Genomic DNA, 16525 nt, shown 5'->3' on the forward strand with positions numbered 1-16525 from the left:
TAGTACCACATTTTTTATTCTTTAATTGTGAGGGAAGTTTCTGGCAGGCTTTGATGCTAAATCAACCGCTTGAGGTTGCGTCATTTTCTGGGGGAACGGCAATGCAAAAATGGGGTGTGGGTCTGACTTTACTGCTGTTGGCATCGGGTGCCATGGCGAAAGATATTCAACTACTGAACGTCTCATACGATCCAACGCGTGAGTTCTACCAGGAATATAACACGGCGTTTGGTCAGTATTGGCAGCAGCAGACTGGCGATAAGGTTACCGTGCGTCAGTCACATGGCGGTTCAGGCAAGCAGGCGACCTCGGTGATTAATGGCATCGAAGCGGATGTGGTCACGCTGGCGCTGGCATACGACGTGGACGCCATTGCCGAACGCGGTCGTATTGATAAAGCGTGGATCAAGCGCCTGCCAGACAACTCAGCACCTTATACCTCGACCATCGTTTTCCTGGTGCGTAAAGGCAACCCAAAACAGATCCATGATTGGGCTGATCTGGTGAAGCCCGGCGTGTCGGTTATTACACCGAACCCGAAAACCTCTGGCGGTGCCCGTTGGAACTATCTGGCTGCCTGGGGTTATGCCCTGCACCAGAACGGTGGTGATAAAGCCAAGGCTCAGGAGTTCGTTAAAGAGCTGTACCGCAATGTGGAAGTGCTGGATTCCGGCGCACGTGGCGCAACCAATACCTTCGTTGAGCGCGGCATCGGTGATGTGCTGATCGCTTGGGAAAACGAAGCCTTGCTGGCAGAAAAAGAGCTGGGTAAAGACAAATTTGAAATCATCACTCCGAGCGAATCCATTCTGGCCGAACCGACGGTATCTGTGGTGGACAAGGTCGTTGATAAACGTGGCACCCGTGATGTGGCCACGGCTTACCTGAAGTATCTGTATTCCCCGGAAGGTCAGACTATTGCGGCCAACAACTACTACCGTCCGCGTGATGCAGCCGTTGCAGCCAAATTCGCCGAGCAGTTCCCAAAACTGAAGCTGTTCACCGTGGATGATACTTTTGGCGGTTGGACTGAAGCGCAGAAGGTGCACTTTGCTACCGGCGGGATCTTTGACGAAATCAGCAAGCGCTGATCGCCATCTGTGAGCCATAAAAAACCCCGGCAAGCCGGGGTTTTTTTATTTCAGGCCGGATGAAATCAGGCTTTTTTCGCTTGGGCAGCGGCTTTGACGATCACGGCGAAAGCGTCAGCTTTCAGCGATGCGCCGCCAACCAGCGCGCCGTCGATGTCTGGCTGAGCAAACAGCTCTGCGGCGTTCTTATCGTTCACGGAACCGCCGTACTGGATGATCACTTCGGCTGCTACCGCAGCGTCTTGCTTGGCGATATGGTCACGGATAAATTTGTGTACTGCCTGAGCTTGCGCTGGGGTGGCAGATTTACCGGTACCGATAGCCCACACTGGCTCATAAGCGATGACGGTGCCTTTGAACGCTTCAGCGCCCTGGGTTTTCAGCACGGCGTCGATCTGGCGCGCACAAACTTCTTCGGTTTTACCCGCTTCGTTTTCTGCTTCGGTTTCACCGATGCACAGCACTGGGATCAGGCCAGCGGCTTTCAACACGGCAAATTTCTCTGCGATCGCGGCGTCGGTTTCTTTGTGATAGGTACGGCGCTCTGAGTGGCCGATGATGATGTATTCAGCACCCACGTCTTTGAGCATGGTGGCAGAAACTTCACCGGTGAAGGCGCCAGACAGGTTGATGTCGACGTTCTGTGCGCCCAGTGCGATGCGGCTGCCGCCCAGTTCGTGCTTGGCCAGATCCAGATACATGACTGGAGGTGCGATGGCAACGCCACAACCGTCAACGCTGCTCAGTTCTTTACGCAAGGCGGCGATCAGTTCGTTAACCATGTGAACGCTGCCGTTAAGCTTCCAGTTACCCATTACTAATGGATGACGCATGTGTTTTCCTCCAAAAAGGGGACGCGAGAGTCTAAATGACAACTGCCGGACAGGCAGTTTACCTGCCCAACAGTATAGAGATGAATCAGTGCAAAGGCTTTGCTTTTTGTCATTAATTGCTGGGGTATCAGGGTTCAGATAGCGTTAGCTTAATCGGTTCAACGGCGAAGGTTACCCCCTTATCGCCGTTATCTGCCACCACATAGCGTATTGCCCCGACCTGTTGCTGGTAGAAGTAGGAGCCTTTGCCTTTTTCCAGCAGGTTGTTCACCTTGATAATGCTTTCTTCCACGGTGAGTGTCGGTTCAAACTGTCGGCTCAGGGCCGCCATGTAGTTCACCGCGATGGCTTTGGCCGCTTTTTCTTCGCCATCCTGCAACAGTAAATGGGTAATCTGCATGGTTTTAATCTTACCGGTGCCTTTTTCCAGTGCGGTAGAGGCGTACAGGTTTTCGTTAATCTTGCTGGCTGCGCGGGTCAGTAAAGGAGAGTCATCCTCTCTGGAGGGGACGACGCGAAACTCACCAATTGGCAGCGTTGGGTTGTCGCGGTTGTATTTTTCGCGAAATTGCACCACCGTCAGATCGAAGGTGGGCGCGCCAGCCAGTAAATAGGGCGCGTTCGCCGGAGCTTCGGTAGGCGTATCCGGTGGATCGGCCCAAGCACTGCCGATAGGGAAACACAGGCAGGCTATAACGATGATTTTTTTCAGCATGGTATACGGCATCGGTAACAAAGATGACTCCGATTAAAACGATAACCCGGGTGAATTGTCAAAAATTCCTCGTGATTGTCGTTTGCTGACGCAAGGCGGTGCGATGGTCTGCGTTTTGCCGGGGCTAGCTCAACCCGGTATGGCCTATGTTACACTGCGGCGCAGAATATGGGCAGGCCAAGAGTGCATGAATCGATGAGCTTACAGCAATGGTGTTTTTCCTTTAAGGGCCGTATCGGGCGGCGCGACTTCTGGATCTGGATGGCAGTCTGGGTGGTGCTGATGGCGGTGGCTTTCACGCTGGCCAACTACGATGTGGTAGCGATCCAAACCATCGCCTTTTGCATCGTGGCGCTGTTGTGGCCAACGGCGGCGGTGCTGGTCAAGCGCCTGCACGATCGTAATAAAAAGGGCTGGTGGGCGTTGCTGTTGATCCTGGCGTGGATATTGGCGGCTGGTAACTGGCAGATGTTGGCGCCGGTCTGGCAGTGGGGCGTGGGGCGTTTTATTCCGACGCTGATTGTGGTGATGATGGCGATCGATCTGGGGGCTTTTCTTGGCACCTCAGGGGATAACCGATTCGGGCCAGAGGCCGAACCGGTAAAATTCCGCTGAACTACCAGTAATGCTCGCTGGTGATATGGCCCGGCTTGCGGCGCAGATGTTTGCGCATCTGGTACTTCTCTTTCAGCGTTTGCTGGGTATCTCGCACCATCTGCGGGTTGCCGCACAGCATCACATGGCTGGTTTCGGCATCCAGGGTCAAACCAACCGCCGCTTCCAGCCGCCCGTCCTCCAGCAGAGCCGGAACGCGCCCGGTCAATGAGCCAGCTACTTCTTCGCGGCTGACCACGGTTTGAATGCGTAGTTTGCCGTTAAAACGCTGTTGCAGCTGCTGCATCAGCGGCAGGTAGCTGAGATCGCGAGCAAATCGTGCGGCGTGCACCAATACCAGGTTGTTGAAGCGATCCAGATCTTTGCCTTCTTGCAGGATCGACAGATAAGGGCCGATGGCGGTGCCGGTCGCCAGCATCCATAAGGTATCGCAGTCTGGCACTTCTTCGAGCACAAAGAATCCGGCGGCTTCTTTGGTGACCATCACCTCCGCTCCGGGCTGCAACTGATGGAGGCTTGGGCTGAGTTTTCCTTCTGGCACTGTGACCAGATAAAACTCCAGGTTAGGATCGCTGGGGGCATTAACGTAAGAATAGGCACGCTGAACGCGCTCGCCGTCTATTTCTAGTGACAGCTTGGCAAACTGCCCTGCGGTGAAACTGTCGATCGGGGCATTGACGGTGATGCTGAACAAGCCATCGGTCCAATGTTGTACCCCTGTCACTTTGCCGTTAACCCATTCAGCCATACTTTTAACGCTCCCGTGGTCGGATCAAATAAGCACAATGTCGTGAGCCGGAGATGGCATGCGCGGTACGTTCTATCCGGTAGCCTTTACCAAACAGGCGGTGGAACAGTTGCAGTTCGGAGTTGCACAGGTTGCTGCAAGTATGGGCCGCCACGCCGATTGGGCAGTGGTTTTCCACCAGCAACATCCCCTGCGGGCTTTCCAACAGTTCCGCCATGTAGCCGTCACGCTGGCGTAGGTTAACCAGGCGATTGAGCTTGCTGAGATGGTCTTCTTCCTCTGCCAGCTCATCGGCGTACCGGTGATAGAGTTTATCCTCTCGAGCACGGATCAGCTTTTCTATGCCTTCGGCACCGAACAGCTCATGTGCTGACTCCAGCAGGATCGCCGAGAGCCGATCGTGTCCGTCGGCAAACTGGGCATGGCCCTGTTGGGTCAAAGACCAGTAACGCGTCGGGCGGCCTACTTTGGCGCGCGTTTCCTCGTAGCAAACCAGCTCACGTTGTTCAAGGGATTGCAGATGCTGGCGGATCCCCATCGGCGTGATTTCCAGCCGCTCTGCCAGCATTTTGGCAGAATGAGGACCCAAGGTTTTTAACTGCAATAAAATCAGCTCTGGTGTTTTCATAAAACCCAAATCCCTGTGGCGGTATCTTATTTCAAGTTGATGGAAATAATTATCGATTAAGTGTTAAAGCTAATCTGATGCAAGTTTATCATTTTTAACTCTTTCCCGTTATGACAACAGATACGTACAGTTTGATTTACGAGACTGGTAGCGATAGATGCCAGTGTGACGGCGATCTATATTTGCCCGAAACTCGCTAAAAAAAATAGATTTGTTAGCTTATGCGACGCTGAGAAGCTGCTCTGTGGTTCCCCCTGGGTTATTGGGCGGGGTTGAGTGTCGCAACACTGAATAAGCTAATGAAGATAATGAGAAAAATTGAGAACTTCCACCTGCTGGTGATGCTGATCCTGCTGGTTGCCGTCGGTCAGATGGCGCAAACCATTTATGTGCCGATTATCGCCGATATTGCCCGCGATCTCTCGGTGCCCTCCGGCTCAGTGCAGCGCGTCATGGCGGCTTACCTGCTGACCTATGGTTTCTCACAGTTGATCTACGGACCGCTTTCCGATCGCATTGGCCGCCGCCCGGTGATCCTGGCTGGCATGATGATTTTCCTGCTCGGCGCCTTGGGCGCTTTGCTGGCCAACAGCCTATCGATGTTGGTGGCTGCCAGCGCGGTTCAAGGGATGGGCACCGGCGTGGCAGGCGTGATGGCCAGAACCATGCCGCGCGACTTGTATGCGGGCACTTCCCTACGCTACGCCAATAGCCTGCTGAATATGGGCATTCTGGTCAGCCCGCTGTTGGCTCCGGTAATTGGCGGGGGGTTGGCGATGATGTTTGGTTGGCGGGCTTGTTATGGCTTCCTGCTGGTGTTGTGCGCCAGTGTAGCGTTTGCCATGTTCCGTTGGTTGCCGGAAACCCGGCCGCAGCAGACGGAAAAACGCCGCATGTTCTCCAGCTTCCGCCAACTGTTGGCGGATGGCACTTTCAGCTGCTATCTGGTGATGTTGATCGGCGCTCTGGCCGGTATCGCCGTCTTTGAAGCCAGCTGTGGCGTGTTGATGGGCGGGGTGTTGGGCCTGAGCGGTTTGACCGTCAGTATCCTGTTTATCCTGCCGATCCCGGCAGCGTTCTTTGGAGCCTGGTATGCCGGGCGTGATGGCAAAACCTTCCATAGCCTGATGTGGCATTCGGTGATCAGTTGCCTGTTGGCCGGCCTGATGATGTGGATCCCTGGCTGGTTCGGGGTGATGAATATCTGGACGCTGATCGTACCTGCAGCACTGTTCTTCTTCGGTGCCGGGATGCTATTCCCCTTGGCGACCACAGGTGCGATGGAGCCGTTCCCTTATCTGGCAGGGGCTGCGGGTGCCTTGGTGGGCGGCATGCAGAATATGGGGTCTGGCCTGGCGACCTGGCTGTCAGCCATGCTGCCGCAAACCGGGCAGTTCAGCCTTGGGTTGTTGATGTTTGCCATGGCGTTGCTGATTTTGCTGTGCTGGTGGCCGCTATCGAGCCGTATGCAGCATCAGGGACATACCGCCTGATAGAGATGGGGCGCGCTCTGCGCCCCTAGGCGTCAAAGCAGGAATTCGTGCAGCGCTGCGTCTTTGCGATCCAGATAGTGGGTCGAACGGATGCGGCGGATAGTGCGCGATTTGCCTCGGATTAACAGGGTTTCGGTGGTGGCCATATTACCTTTGCGGGTGATGCCCTCCAGCAGATCGCCTTTGGTGATGCCCGTCGCGGCAAAGATCACATTATCGTTGCGCGCCATTTCATCCAGCACCAACACCTTACCGGCTTCGATACCCATTTCTTTACAACGGGCCAGCTCCTGCTCGCCGATACGGCGATTATCTTCGTTATCCCCTTTGACCTGATGACGAGCCAGCAGGCGGGCTTGCATATCGCCATCCAGCGCACGGATCACCGCCGCGGAGATCACGCCTTCCGGTGCGCCACCGATGCCGTACATCACATCCACTTCGCTTTCCGGCATACAGGTCAGGATCGACGCGGCGACATCACCGTCGGGAATAGCGAAAACTTTCACCCCGAGCAGCTGCATTTCTGCGATCACTGCATCGTGGCGTGGTTTAGCCAGAGTGATCACAGTCAGCTCAGTCAGTGGCTTACCTAGACGGGCCGCGATGTTGTTCAGGTTGGTGGCTAGCGGCAAGTTGAGGTCGATCACTCCACGCGCCTGCGGGCCGACGACCAGTTTTTCCATGTACATATCAGGAGCGTGCAGGAAGGTGCCGCGATCGCCTACCGCCAGGACTGCCAGCGCATTGGATTGCCCCATTGCGGTCATGCGCGTGCCTTCGATGGGATCGACGGCGATATCCACCGCATCGCCAATCCCGGTGCCGACGTTTTCACCGATATACAGCATCGGGGCTTCATCAATCTCACCTTCACCGATCACGATCCGGCCATCGATATCCACCCTGTTGAGCATAATGCGCATGGCATTGACGGCGGCACCGTCGGCGGCGTTTTTGTCGCCGCGTCCCAACCATTTATAACCCGCAAGTGCGGCGGCTTCGGTAACGCGGGAAAATTCGATGGCTAATTCACGTTTCATGGCAAACCTGTCAGTGAGTAAAGGGAAGAGAATATCGGCAAAGTTTATCACAGGGGGGAGGCGGCAGGGCGAGGCAAAAAAAACGCTGCCCGAAGGCAGCGCTGTTGCAGAGTAAAACGAATCAGTCGTGATCTTCCCAGGCTTGCGCACGAGCCACGGCCTTTTTCCAGCCGCTATAGCGGAAGTTACGCTCGGTAGTTTCGATACCTGGGCGGAATTCACGCTCGATGGTGGCTTTGCTCTTCACTTCATCCAGATCGTTCCAGTAGCCAATCGCCAACCCGGCCAGGAAGGCTGCGCCCAACGCTGTCACTTCACGCACCTCAGGACGCTCGACACGGGTGCCGAGGATATCGGACTGGAACTGCATCAGGAAGTTGTTGGCTACCGCACCACCATCCACACGCAGCGCTTGCAGACGGGTATTGGCATCGGCTTGCATGGCATCCAGCACGTCGCGAGTCTGGTAGGCGATAGACTCCAGCGTGGCGCGGATGATGTGGTTGCTGTTGACGCCACGGGTCAGGCCGAAGATGGCGCCACGGGCATACGGGTCCCAGTAGGGGGCACCCAGGCCGGTAAAGGCGGGAACCACGTAGACGCCATTGCTGTCTTTGACCTTGGTCGCGAAGTATTCGGAGTCGGCGGCATCGCTGATCAGTTTCAGCTCGTCGCGCAGCCACTGGATAGAGGCGCCGCCAATAAATACCGCACCTTCCAGCGCATAGTTCACTTCACCGCGTGGGCCGCAGGCGATGGTAGTCAGCAGGCCGTGGTTGGAACGCACGGCCTCTTTGCCGGTATTCATCAACAGGAAGCAGCCGGTGCCGTAGGTGTTTTTCGCCATACCCGGCTGGACGCAGAGTTGGCCATACAGCGCCGCCTGCTGGTCACCGGCGATCCCGGCGATAGGAATACGCGTCCCGCCTTTACCCCCGATGTTGGTCTGGCCATACACTTCGGAAGAAGGACGGACGTTTGGCAGCATGGCGCGCGGGATATCCAGCGCTTCCAGCATACGATCGTCCCAGTCCAGCTCATGGATGTTGAACATCATGGTACGCGAGGCGTTGGTGTAGTCGGTCACGTGAACCCGCCCTTGAGTCATCTTCCACACCAGCCAGGTGTCGACGGTACCAAACAGCAGTTCACCGCGCTTGGCACGTTCGCGAGCGCCTTCGACGTGGTCGAGGATCCATTTGACCTTGGTGCCCGAGAAGTAAGGGTCGACCACCAGGCCGGTATTGTGGCGGATATACTCTTCCAGGCCATCACGCTTGAGTTTTTCACAGATGTCGGCGGTGCGGCGGCACTGCCAGACGATCGCGTTATAAATCGGTTTACCGGTCTCTTTTTCCCAGACGATGGTGGTTTCACGCTGGTTGGTGATGCCGATGCCAGCGATCTGGTCAGAACTGATATCGGCCTTGGCCAGCACTTCGACCAAGGTGGAACTTTGTGAGGACCAGATTTCCATCGGGTCGTGTTCTACCCAGCCGGCCTTCGGATAGATCTGCGTAAATTCACGCTGTGAAACCGCAACAATATTGGCATCGTGATCGAGCACTACGGCACGTGAACTGGTGGTTCCCTGGTCGAGGGCGACAATGTATTTTTTTTCGGTTGTCATAATTTTGAGTCCTACTGTGGTTAACCGTTTAAAGCCGTGCCAATCACGCTTTACGTTGTTCTGATTGAGGGGCCGGTTGCTCTTCTTCGAGGCAAACGTCACAAGGCAGATGGCGACCGATCAGCGCGCGGTAACCAAAGGCACCCAAACCGGCACCGACGATAGGGCCGAAGATTGGCACCAGGAAGTAAGGGATGTCGCGAGCGCCAGTGAAGGCCACCTTGCCCCAGCCTGCCAGATAGGCGAACAGTTTCGGGCCGAAGTCACGTGCCGGGTTCAGTGCAAAGCCGGTTAATGGTCCCATAGAGGCACCGATGACGGCAATCAGAATACCGATCAACAGCGGTGCCAGCGGGCCGCGTGGAATGCCGTTGCCGTCATCGGTCAGTGCCAGGATCAGGCACATCAGGATGGCGGTGATCACGGTTTCTACCAGGAAGGCCTGGCCAACGGAGATATGTGCGTTGGGATACGTCGAGAAAATACCGGCCAATTCGAGGCTTTCATTGCTGCCACGCACCATCTGGTGGGCGGCTTCAAAATCGAAGAACAGACTGTAATACAGCCCGTAGACCAGTGCTGCCGCGCAAAAGGCCCCCGCAATCTGCGCAACGATGTAAGGAAGTACTTTGCGTCCATCAAAGCAGGCGAACAGCCACAGCGCGAGCGTGACGGCCGGGTTCAGGTGAGCACCGGAAATGGCGGCGGTCAGATAGATGGCCATCGCCACCCCCAGGCCCCAAATGATGCTGATTTCCCACTGGCCGAAGCTGGCACCTGCCAGTTTCAGCGCTGCAACACAGCCTACGCCAAAGAAAATCAACAAACCGGTGCCGAGGAATTCAGCGATGCACTGGCCTTTTAAGGTCGGACTGATGGTTTGGCTCATAATATTATTGTCCTGCAGACGACGGTTATAGGTTATCTAGGCTTGGCGCGTTGGCGTTTTGGCCCTGAGCTACAGAGTTTTCTTCACGTCCTCTTATCGGCTGAGGACGTGATGTAAATTTATCGTTAACGAGCATAAACGAGAAATAGCGAAATCAAAATGTGTGTACCTCGTCATAAAATTGAGCGAATTCGCGTTGTTCGGTGTTCTTTCTGCACCATAAAACGGTGATCTGACCAGTTATTTTGTCTCTATTTGTTAACAACCCTGCCGTTGGGCAGCGGCGACTTTCAGCTTTGACCGATAGCCACGGTAGGAAAATTGCAACAGAGTGCGCGTTGGGTCGGTATGTTGCTAGACACTGGGGGGCTGGCTACTTACAATCGTTTTTATTGCGGGAAAGGTTTTATCGAGACAGGCGCTGGGCCTGTTGGTTACGCGAGCATATTCGCAGTCGCTGCAGCTAAGGTTGCGGCGCTACTTATGGATGTACGCCTTGCTATCATGAGGGGACTGAAGAATGTCATTTGAAGTATTTGAAAAACTGGAAGCAAAAGTTCAGCAGGCGATCGATACCATCACGCTGTTGCAGATGGAAATTGAAGAGCTGAAAGAGAAAAACAATTCCCTGTCTCAGGAAGTTCAGAGCGCTGCGGGTAACCACGAGTCACTGGTCCGTGAAAACCAGCAGCTGAAAGAAGAGCAGCACGTGTGGCAAGATCGCCTGCGCGCATTGCTGGGTAAAATGGAAGAAGTCTGATCCATTCGCACCAACGAAAAGGGCGCCTCAGGCGCCCTTTGTCATTTTCTGCGGTTACTCGATATCGAGCGGATCTTCAGAAAGGATGATGCCGGTGTTGTCGGCATACAGATGATCGCCAGAGAAGAAGGTTACACCGCCAAAATTCACGCGGATATCACTTTCGCCTATCGCTTCGCTGGTGGCTCCTACCGGGATCGCGGCCATCGCCTGAATGCCGATGTCCAGTTCTTCCAGATCGTCCACCTGGCGCACCGCACCGTAAACCACGATGCCTTCCCATTCGTTCTGAGTCGCCAGACGGGCCAGCTCCGCGTCAATCAGGGCACGGCGTACTGAGCCGCCGCCGTCGATCACTAATACGCGGCCACGGCCGTTTTCTTCGAGCAGTTCAAACAGCAGGCCGTTATCCTCGAAGCATTTCACCGTAGTGATTTGCCCGCCAAATGAAGTACGCCCGCCAAAGTTGGAGAACAGAGGCTCAACTACGTTGACCTCTTCCTGATAGATATCGCAAAGTTCGGAAGTATCGTATTTCATAGGATTTTACGTCTGTTTGCCGCTGGAATAACCAGTATATCCCTTTATTCGCCCCGTTGGCAAAATCATCAGTGCCAGGATGCGTTCTGGTACGCAAGTCTCAACTAACTGAGCACCACGCCAATTGCAAATAGCACGTTGGCGAGCAAAGCGGCCTTGACCATATGTTCCAGCATCGGGCGCATACCGACGGCCGTAGGGTCACGTAAGACACGCATGCCGTGGCGGTACAGCAGCGGGATGGCCAACACAAACAGCCAGCCCCATAGGCTATGCAGGTTAAGCAGGGTAAACAGGGCAAAACAGACCACGGCGGCGATCAGCAGCGTTGCGTGGTAATAGCGCGCATTCTGTGGCCCAAGGCGGACGGCCAGGGTATTTTTGCCGTTAGCGCGGTCACTTTCGATATCGCGCAGATTATTGATGTTCAACACCGCCGCCGCGAGCAGGCCACAGGCGGTGGCTGGCAACATCACGACGCTATCGAAAGTGTGAGTCTGTAGATAGTAAGTGCCTGCCACGCTGAGCCAGCCGAAAAACACCAATACCGAAATATCGCCCAGCCCGAGATAACCGTAAGGTTTGGTGCCCACGGTGTAGGTAATGGCCGCGACAATCGCTAGCCCGCCCAGCACCAGGAAGCCCACCACATCGCTGGGTTTTTCACAGGCGACGGCGATTAGCCAGCAACCGGAAATGGCGATCAGCACCACCGTCAGCATCAAGGCCCGTTTCATCTGGCTTTGGGTGATCATGCCCTTTTGCATGCCGCGCAACGGACCGATACGGTCTTCTTTATCGCTGCCTTTTACCGCATCACCGTAATCGTTGGCCAGGTTGGATAGGATCTGCAGCAGACCTGCGGTCAGCAGAGCCAACAGCGCCACGCCGGGTTTGAGGCTACCCTGCCAGGCGGCGATCGCGGAACCGACAACGATGGAGGCAAAGGCCAATGGCAGGGTTCGTGGTCGTAAACTTTCCAGCCAGGCTCTGGCCGGGGTGGTGGTGGTTGATGAGCTCATATTTCGCTTCAGTAAGTCAAAAGACGGTGTCCGTTAAAAATAAATGTGGGAGGCAATGCCTCCCACAAAGATAACTGACAGGACAGTGATAGAGCGATTATAGGATAAAACGACTCAGATCTTCATCCGCTACCAGTTCATCCAGATGATTGCGCACGTATTCCGCGTCAATTGTAATGGATTGGCCGCCAATTTCACTCGCATCGTACGAAATATCTTCCATCAGACGCTCCAGCACGGTGTGCAGACGACGTGCGCCGATGTTTTCGGTGCTTTCGTTAACCTGCCAGGCGGCTTCAGCGATGCGGCGGATACCGTCAGCGGTGAAATCGATGGTGACGCCTTCTGTGGCCATCAACGCTTTGTACTGCTCGGTAAGCGACGCACTTGGCTCGGTCAGGATACGTTCAAAATCTTCCGTGGTCAGCGCTTGCAGCTCAACGCGGATTGGCAGACGGCCTTGCAGTTCCGGGATCAGGTCGGAAGGGCTGGCAGTCTGGAACGCACCGGAGGCGATAAACAGAATGTGATCGGTCTTCACCATGCCGTGCTTGGTGGATACCGTACAGCCTTCCACCAGCGGCAGCAGATCGCGTTGGACGCCCTCGCGGGACACGTCTGGGCCGGAGCTCTGGCCGCTGCGCTTACAGATTTTGTCGATCTCATCGATAAACACGATACCGTGCTGCTCAACGGCTTCCACCGCCTGCTCTTTCAGCTCTTCCGGGTTTACCAGCTTGGCCGCTTCTTCTTCGATCAGCAGCTTGAAGGCTTCCTTGATCTTCACTTTACGCGGTTTCTGTTTCTGCCCACCGAGGTTTTGGAACATCGATTGCAACTGGTTGGTCATCTCTTCCATGCCCGGAGGCGCCATGATTTCCACGCCCATCGGGGCCGAAGCCAGATCGATTTCGATTTCTTTATCGTCCAACTGGCCTTCACGCAGTTTCTTACGGAATGCCTGGCGAGCGGCAGAAGGTTCATTCTGCTCTTCTGCCTGGCCCCAGTTGTTCTTGGCCGGTGGGATCAGCACGTCAAGAATGCGTTCTTCTGCCATCTCTTCCGCACGGGTGCGGTTTTTCTCGATCGATTGCAGACGCACCATTTTCACGGCGGCATCGGTCAGATCGCGGATGATAGAGTCCACTTCCTTACCCACATAGCCCACTTCGGTGAACTTGGTGGCTTCTACCTTGATGAAGGGAGCATTGGCCAGTTTTGCCAGACGACGGGCGATCTCGGTTTTACCGACGCCGGTTGGGCCGATCATCAGAATATTTTTTGGGGTCACTTCGTGACGCAGCATCTCGTTGAGCTGCATCCGGCGCCAGCGGTTACGCAGGGCAATGGCGACAGCACGTTTGGCTTTGTTTTGGCCGATGATGTAGCTGTCCAGTTCGCTGACGATCTCGCGCGGGGTCATTTCAGACATGGTATTCGATCCTTACGCTTTGGAAGGCAATTCTTCGATGGTGTGACAATGGTTGGTGTAAATACAGATGTCGCCGGCGATGGTCAGGGATTTCTCCACGATTTCGCGGGCGCTCATTTCGGTATTTTCCAACAGCGCACGTGCGGCCGACTGGGCATAAGGGCCACCGGAGCCGATCGCAATCAAATCATTTTCTGGCTGAATCACGTCACCGTTACCGGTGATGATCAGCGAGGACGTCTCATCGGCTACCGCCAGCAGGGCTTCCAGCTTGCGTAGCATGCGGTCGGTACGCCAGTCTTTTGCCAGCTCAACGGCCGCTTTCACCAGATGGCCCTGGTGCATCTCCAGCTTGCGCTCGAACAGTTCGAACAGGGTAAAAGCGTCAGCCGTACCCCCGGCGAAACCGGCAATCACTTTATCGTTATACAGGCGACGGACTTTTTTGACGTTGCCCTTCATTACCGTGTTGCCCAGTGTGGCCTGGCCATCGCCACCGATCACTACCTGGCCGTTGCGGCGTACGCTTACAATTGTTGTCACGAGCAGACCCTCGTTGCGGACGGAAAGAAGTCCCCGCAGCCTCTGCGTTGGCAGAGACTACGAGGCATATTGAGACTATAGATGGGGGGAGATTGACGCTTTTCAACCCCCGACGGAGAGGGGAATGCAACTTGACATGCCCATGCCCTTCAGGCGGGACAGGGTTTTGTCTGCGGCGGCGCGGCTGCTGTATGGGCCAAGCATCACGCGATTCCAGCCACCACCTGCGGTGACTCGGCTTTCAACCCCTTCAAACGCCAACTGTGCCCGAACCGACTCGGCCTGATCGGCTGCGCGGAACGAACCACATTGCACCATCCACTTCTGCTTCGACTCAGGCTTGGTTTCCGGCTTGGCCGCTTCCGTTTTTACTTCTTGTTTCACTTCTGGCTGACGAGTCTGCACTGGCGGAGTCACGGCCTGGGGTTTGGGTTGCTGTACCTGCGGCTTCGGCTGCTGCACTTGTTGTTGGTGCTGCTGTACCGGTTGTTGCTGCACGGGTGCTGCGCCGTTGTTGAACGGGTTGCGAGGCTGAGTGACCTGCTGTTGCTGCGCTGGTGGTGCTATCTGCTGTACCGGCGGTTGTACCTGCTGTTGCCGCCCACCGTTACGCAACTGTGAAGGATCGTTGTAAGGCACTTCAGACAGCTGCGTTGGGCGCTGCTGCATATCGGCCTGCATCTGCTCCAGCAATTGGCGTTGTTCGTCGGTCAACTGAGTTTTGGAATTGACCTCTCCCCCGGCCGTTGGCTCGGTAGGTGTCTTGACGCCGATCTGGCGGTTCTCCAGCTCTTTGATGTAACGCCAACGCTCTTCCGGCTTCGGTGGCAGACCATTGCCCGGGCGTGTGCCATGCGTAGGCAACATCGGCGTTTCATCCGGTTTATTGTGGGTAATGAAATAAAGACCACCGATAAAGACAACCAGAATGGCGACGGCAAGCGCCACCACGGTTTTGGATACCTTTGGAGAACTGCGTTTTTTACGGCTGGGGGTCTTGCGCCGCGCTGCTCCTGAGCGCCCGCGGCCTACATAGTCTCTCTGTGCCACTATAATTCCGCTGTGTCGTGATGAGGTTAAAACCTATCCTCTGGCTATTTTATCGGCCATTTTGCATCAGCTTACTGCCCTGTAGGTGTAGGCAGGCTCCGGGGAGCGGTTCTGGCAAAATGACCACAACAATGATCATTACGCCGGTTTGGCCGGCGCTGGGTCAGCCATGTTACTTAACCCAAAAATATTTGACTAGCGTTTAGGGGCCGCGGTGCTGCCTCTGATGATCAATTCACTGTCCAGTAACCGGGAACCGCTGTTCACGGTTTGCCCATGTAACTGTTCCAGCAGCAGCAACATTGCCTGCTGGCCAATCTGGAAGCGGGGCTGCGCCACGGTGGTCAGCGGCGGATCGCAATACTGCGCCAGCTTGATATCGTCAAAGCCGACAATCGACAGATCCTGCGGTACCCGCAAGCCCAGCTTTTTCGCCTGGGACAATACGCCGATCGCCATGACGTCGCTGTGACAAAAGACCGCCGTTGGCGGTTTCGGCAGTGCCATCAGCGAGGCTAACGCCTGTGCACCAGCTTCGTAGGTGAAATCACCCCGGGTAATATAGCTGCTTTCGACGGTAATGCCATTACGGCGTAGCGCCTGAATGTAGCCTTGCAACCGATAATGGCTCAGCGGCATCTGTTCTGGCCCGGCGATACAGGCGATCTGTTTATGGCCAAGCTGATGCAGATAATGTACGGCTTCAAACGCGGCGGTCAGGTTGTCGATATGCACCGTTGGCAGTTCCAGCTCCGGTGCAAACTCGTTGGCCATCACCATCGGCGGCAGGTTGCGCTGCTCTTCCTTGCTGGCGTCGAAAGGCAGGTTGGAGCCGAGCAGTAGCATGCCATCGATTTGTTTGGTGATGATCAGGTTAACGAAGGTGCGTTCCTGCTGGTTCTGCTGCGCACAGTCGCCGATCAGCACCAGGTAACCCTGCTGCGCTGCCGTTTGCTCGATCCCCTGGATCACGTCGGCAAAAAACGGATCGCAGATGTCCGGGACGATCACCAGGATAGTGCGGGATTCATTGCGTTTGATATTGCGTGTCAGGGCATGAGGGGAGTAACCCACGGCCAGCACGGCCTGTTCCACTTTCTGGCGCGTTGGCGTTGACACCTTTTCCGGATTCATCAGCGCACGCGACACGGTTGCCGTGGAAACGCCGGCCATTTCGGCAACGTCTTTCATGGTCGCCATGGGTAATTCTTGCTTGTGTTCCAACGCCTTTCTCCTTGCGTCAGCACCCGGCTAACGCGGTTACTTCAGTTTGCTCACAAATTCTGGCATGCAGTGGTGGTGGTGTTATTTTTAGCGTCATCCACATTCAAGCATTCCATTGCCTGGCTGAAAAAATGCCTTCACCGCCATTCTAAACAGATTACGGGCCGCTTTTGTTACCTAATTTGCATGAAAAGTGTGACGCAGGAAGGTTTTTTCGTGTTCGCTCGCAAATTGTGGTGTAAACGTTTGCTTTTAACCGTGGAATTAAG

17 protein-coding genes are annotated in these 16525 nt (G+C 55.3%); 4 read left to right on the forward strand and 13 right to left on the reverse strand.

The window, feature by feature from the left end; all coding sequences use genetic code 11:
• Positions 1 to 101: 101 nt before the first annotated feature.
• A complete protein-coding gene (locus N6G83_RS41645; protein ID WP_065683793.1) occupies positions 102 to 1091 on the forward strand; it encodes a sulfate ABC transporter substrate-binding protein in 990 nt (329 codons plus the stop codon).
• Between the two features lie 65 nt (positions 1092 to 1156).
• On the opposite strand, the gene tpiA is transcribed toward N6G83_RS41645, so the two are convergent.
• Together tpiA and N6G83_RS41655 are read right to left on the reverse strand one after the other, a co-directional pair.
• Positions 1157 to 1924, reverse strand: coding sequence for a triose-phosphate isomerase (tpiA, locus tag N6G83_RS41650; protein WP_024482884.1), 768 nt, complete (start codon positions 1922 to 1924; stop codon positions 1157 to 1159).
• A gap of 127 nt (positions 1925 to 2051) precedes the next feature.
• The gene (locus N6G83_RS41655; protein WP_024527902.1) at positions 2052 to 2639 is read right to left on the reverse strand and encodes a DUF1454 family protein; all 588 of its coding nucleotides are present in this window, start codon (positions 2637 to 2639) and stop codon (positions 2052 to 2054) included.
• A 195-nt stretch (positions 2640 to 2834) separates the two neighbouring features.
• Between N6G83_RS41655 and N6G83_RS41660 the strand changes: the two genes are divergently transcribed.
• A complete protein-coding gene (locus N6G83_RS41660) occupies positions 2835 to 3254 on the forward strand; it encodes a DUF805 domain-containing protein (protein ID WP_211135752.1) in 420 nt (139 codons plus the stop codon).
• 1 nt (position 3255) lies between these two features.
• On the opposite strand, the gene fpr is transcribed toward N6G83_RS41660, so the two are convergent.
• Together fpr and N6G83_RS41670 are read right to left on the reverse strand one after the other, a co-directional pair.
• On the reverse strand, positions 3256 to 4002 hold the full coding sequence (gene fpr, locus N6G83_RS41665) for a ferredoxin--NADP(+) reductase (protein ID WP_021181881.1): 747 nt from the start codon (positions 4000 to 4002) through the stop codon (positions 3256 to 3258).
• A 4-nt stretch (positions 4003 to 4006) separates the two neighbouring features.
• On the reverse strand, positions 4007 to 4630 hold the full coding sequence (locus N6G83_RS41670) for a helix-turn-helix transcriptional regulator (RefSeq protein WP_021807227.1): 624 nt from the start codon (positions 4628 to 4630) through the stop codon (positions 4007 to 4009).
• 308 nt (positions 4631 to 4938) lie between these two features.
• Between N6G83_RS41670 and emrD the strand changes: the two genes are divergently transcribed.
• On the forward strand, positions 4939 to 6123 hold the full coding sequence (gene emrD, locus N6G83_RS41675; protein ID WP_024527903.1) for a multidrug efflux MFS transporter EmrD: 1185 nt from the start codon (positions 4939 to 4941) through the stop codon (positions 6121 to 6123).
• Between the two features lie 32 nt (positions 6124 to 6155).
• Here emrD and glpX read toward each other — a convergent pair whose 3' ends face one another.
• From glpX to N6G83_RS41690, 3 genes are all read right to left on the reverse strand, one after another.
• On the reverse strand, positions 6156 to 7166 hold the full coding sequence (gene glpX, locus N6G83_RS41680; RefSeq protein ID WP_211135621.1) for a class II fructose-bisphosphatase: 1011 nt from the start codon (positions 7164 to 7166) through the stop codon (positions 6156 to 6158).
• A gap of 121 nt (positions 7167 to 7287) precedes the next feature.
• Positions 7288 to 8796, reverse strand: coding sequence for a glycerol kinase GlpK (glpK, locus tag N6G83_RS41685; RefSeq protein WP_074029938.1), 1509 nt, complete (start codon positions 8794 to 8796; stop codon positions 7288 to 7290).
• 43 nt (positions 8797 to 8839) lie between these two features.
• Positions 8840 to 9685, reverse strand: a complete 846-nt coding sequence (locus N6G83_RS41690; RefSeq protein WP_024527906.1) for an MIP/aquaporin family protein — start codon at positions 9683 to 9685, stop codon at positions 8840 to 8842.
• Positions 9686 to 10205: 520 nt separating this feature from the next.
• Between N6G83_RS41690 and zapB the strand changes: the two genes are divergently transcribed.
• Entirely contained in the window at positions 10206 to 10445 is a 240-nt protein-coding gene (gene zapB / locus N6G83_RS41695; protein ID WP_021181887.1) for a septal ring assembly protein ZapB, read from the forward strand.
• Positions 10446 to 10499: 54 nt separating this feature from the next.
• Here zapB and rraA read toward each other — a convergent pair whose 3' ends face one another.
• The 6 genes from rraA to cytR form a co-directional block, all read right to left on the reverse strand.
• The gene (gene rraA, locus N6G83_RS41700; protein ID WP_021181888.1) at positions 10500 to 10985 is read right to left on the reverse strand and encodes a ribonuclease E activity regulator RraA; all 486 of its coding nucleotides are present in this window, start codon (positions 10983 to 10985) and stop codon (positions 10500 to 10502) included.
• 104 nt (positions 10986 to 11089) lie between these two features.
• Positions 11090 to 12007: a 1,4-dihydroxy-2-naphthoate polyprenyltransferase gene (locus tag N6G83_RS41705; RefSeq protein ID WP_024527907.1), complete on the reverse strand. Its 918-nt coding sequence runs from the start codon at positions 12005 to 12007 to the stop codon at positions 11090 to 11092.
• Between the two features lie 97 nt (positions 12008 to 12104).
• Positions 12105 to 13439: an HslU--HslV peptidase ATPase subunit gene (gene hslU, locus N6G83_RS41710; RefSeq protein WP_024482876.1), complete on the reverse strand. Its 1335-nt coding sequence runs from the start codon at positions 13437 to 13439 to the stop codon at positions 12105 to 12107.
• A gap of 12 nt (positions 13440 to 13451) precedes the next feature.
• A complete protein-coding gene (gene hslV / locus N6G83_RS41715) occupies positions 13452 to 13982 on the reverse strand; it encodes an ATP-dependent protease subunit HslV (RefSeq protein ID WP_024527908.1) in 531 nt (176 codons plus the stop codon).
• 102 nt (positions 13983 to 14084) lie between these two features.
• A complete protein-coding gene (gene ftsN, locus N6G83_RS41720; RefSeq protein WP_074029940.1) occupies positions 14085 to 15032 on the reverse strand; it encodes a cell division protein FtsN in 948 nt (315 codons plus the stop codon).
• Positions 15033 to 15227: 195 nt separating this feature from the next.
• Positions 15228 to 16256 (reverse strand): DNA-binding transcriptional regulator CytR, encoded by a 1029-nt coding sequence (cytR, locus tag N6G83_RS41725; protein ID WP_024482873.1) that lies wholly within the window; start codon positions 16254 to 16256, stop codon positions 15228 to 15230.
• Between the last annotated feature and the right edge of the window lie 269 nt (positions 16257 to 16525).

It is taken from the genome of Serratia sp. PL7, from assembly GCF_945957435.1.

Coding starts and splice junctions, on each gene's coding strand:
- N6G83_RS41645 (WP_065683793.1), top strand. CDS start 102: ATGCAAAAATGGGGTGTGGGTCTGACTTTACTGCTGTTGGCATCGGGT.
- tpiA (WP_024482884.1), bottom strand. CDS start 1,924: ATGCGTCATCCATTAGTAATGGGTAACTGGAAGCTTAACGGCAGCGTT.
- N6G83_RS41655 (WP_024527902.1), bottom strand. CDS start 2,639: ATGCTGAAAAAAATCATCGTTATAGCCTGCCTGTGTTTCCCTATCGGC.
- N6G83_RS41660 (WP_211135752.1), top strand. CDS start 2,835: ATGAGCTTACAGCAATGGTGTTTTTCCTTTAAGGGCCGTATCGGGCGG.
- fpr (WP_021181881.1), bottom strand. CDS start 4,002: ATGGCTGAATGGGTTAACGGCAAAGTGACAGGGGTACAACATTGGACC.
- N6G83_RS41670 (WP_021807227.1), bottom strand. CDS start 4,630: ATGAAAACACCAGAGCTGATTTTATTGCAGTTAAAAACCTTGGGTCCT.
- emrD (WP_024527903.1), top strand. CDS start 4,939: ATGAGAAAAATTGAGAACTTCCACCTGCTGGTGATGCTGATCCTGCTG.
- glpX (WP_211135621.1), bottom strand. CDS start 7,166: ATGAAACGTGAATTAGCCATCGAATTTTCCCGCGTTACCGAAGCCGCC.
- glpK (WP_074029938.1), bottom strand. CDS start 8,796: ATGACAACCGAAAAAAAATACATTGTCGCCCTCGACCAGGGAACCACC.
- N6G83_RS41690 (WP_024527906.1), bottom strand. CDS start 9,685: ATGAGCCAAACCATCAGTCCGACCTTAAAAGGCCAGTGCATCGCTGAA.
- zapB (WP_021181887.1), top strand. CDS start 10,206: ATGTCATTTGAAGTATTTGAAAAACTGGAAGCAAAAGTTCAGCAGGCG.
- rraA (WP_021181888.1), bottom strand. CDS start 10,985: ATGAAATACGATACTTCCGAACTTTGCGATATCTATCAGGAAGAGGTC.
- N6G83_RS41705 (WP_024527907.1), bottom strand. CDS start 12,007: ATGAGCTCATCAACCACCACCACCCCGGCCAGAGCCTGGCTGGAAAGT.
- hslU (WP_024482876.1), bottom strand. CDS start 13,439: ATGTCTGAAATGACCCCGCGCGAGATCGTCAGCGAACTGGACAGCTAC.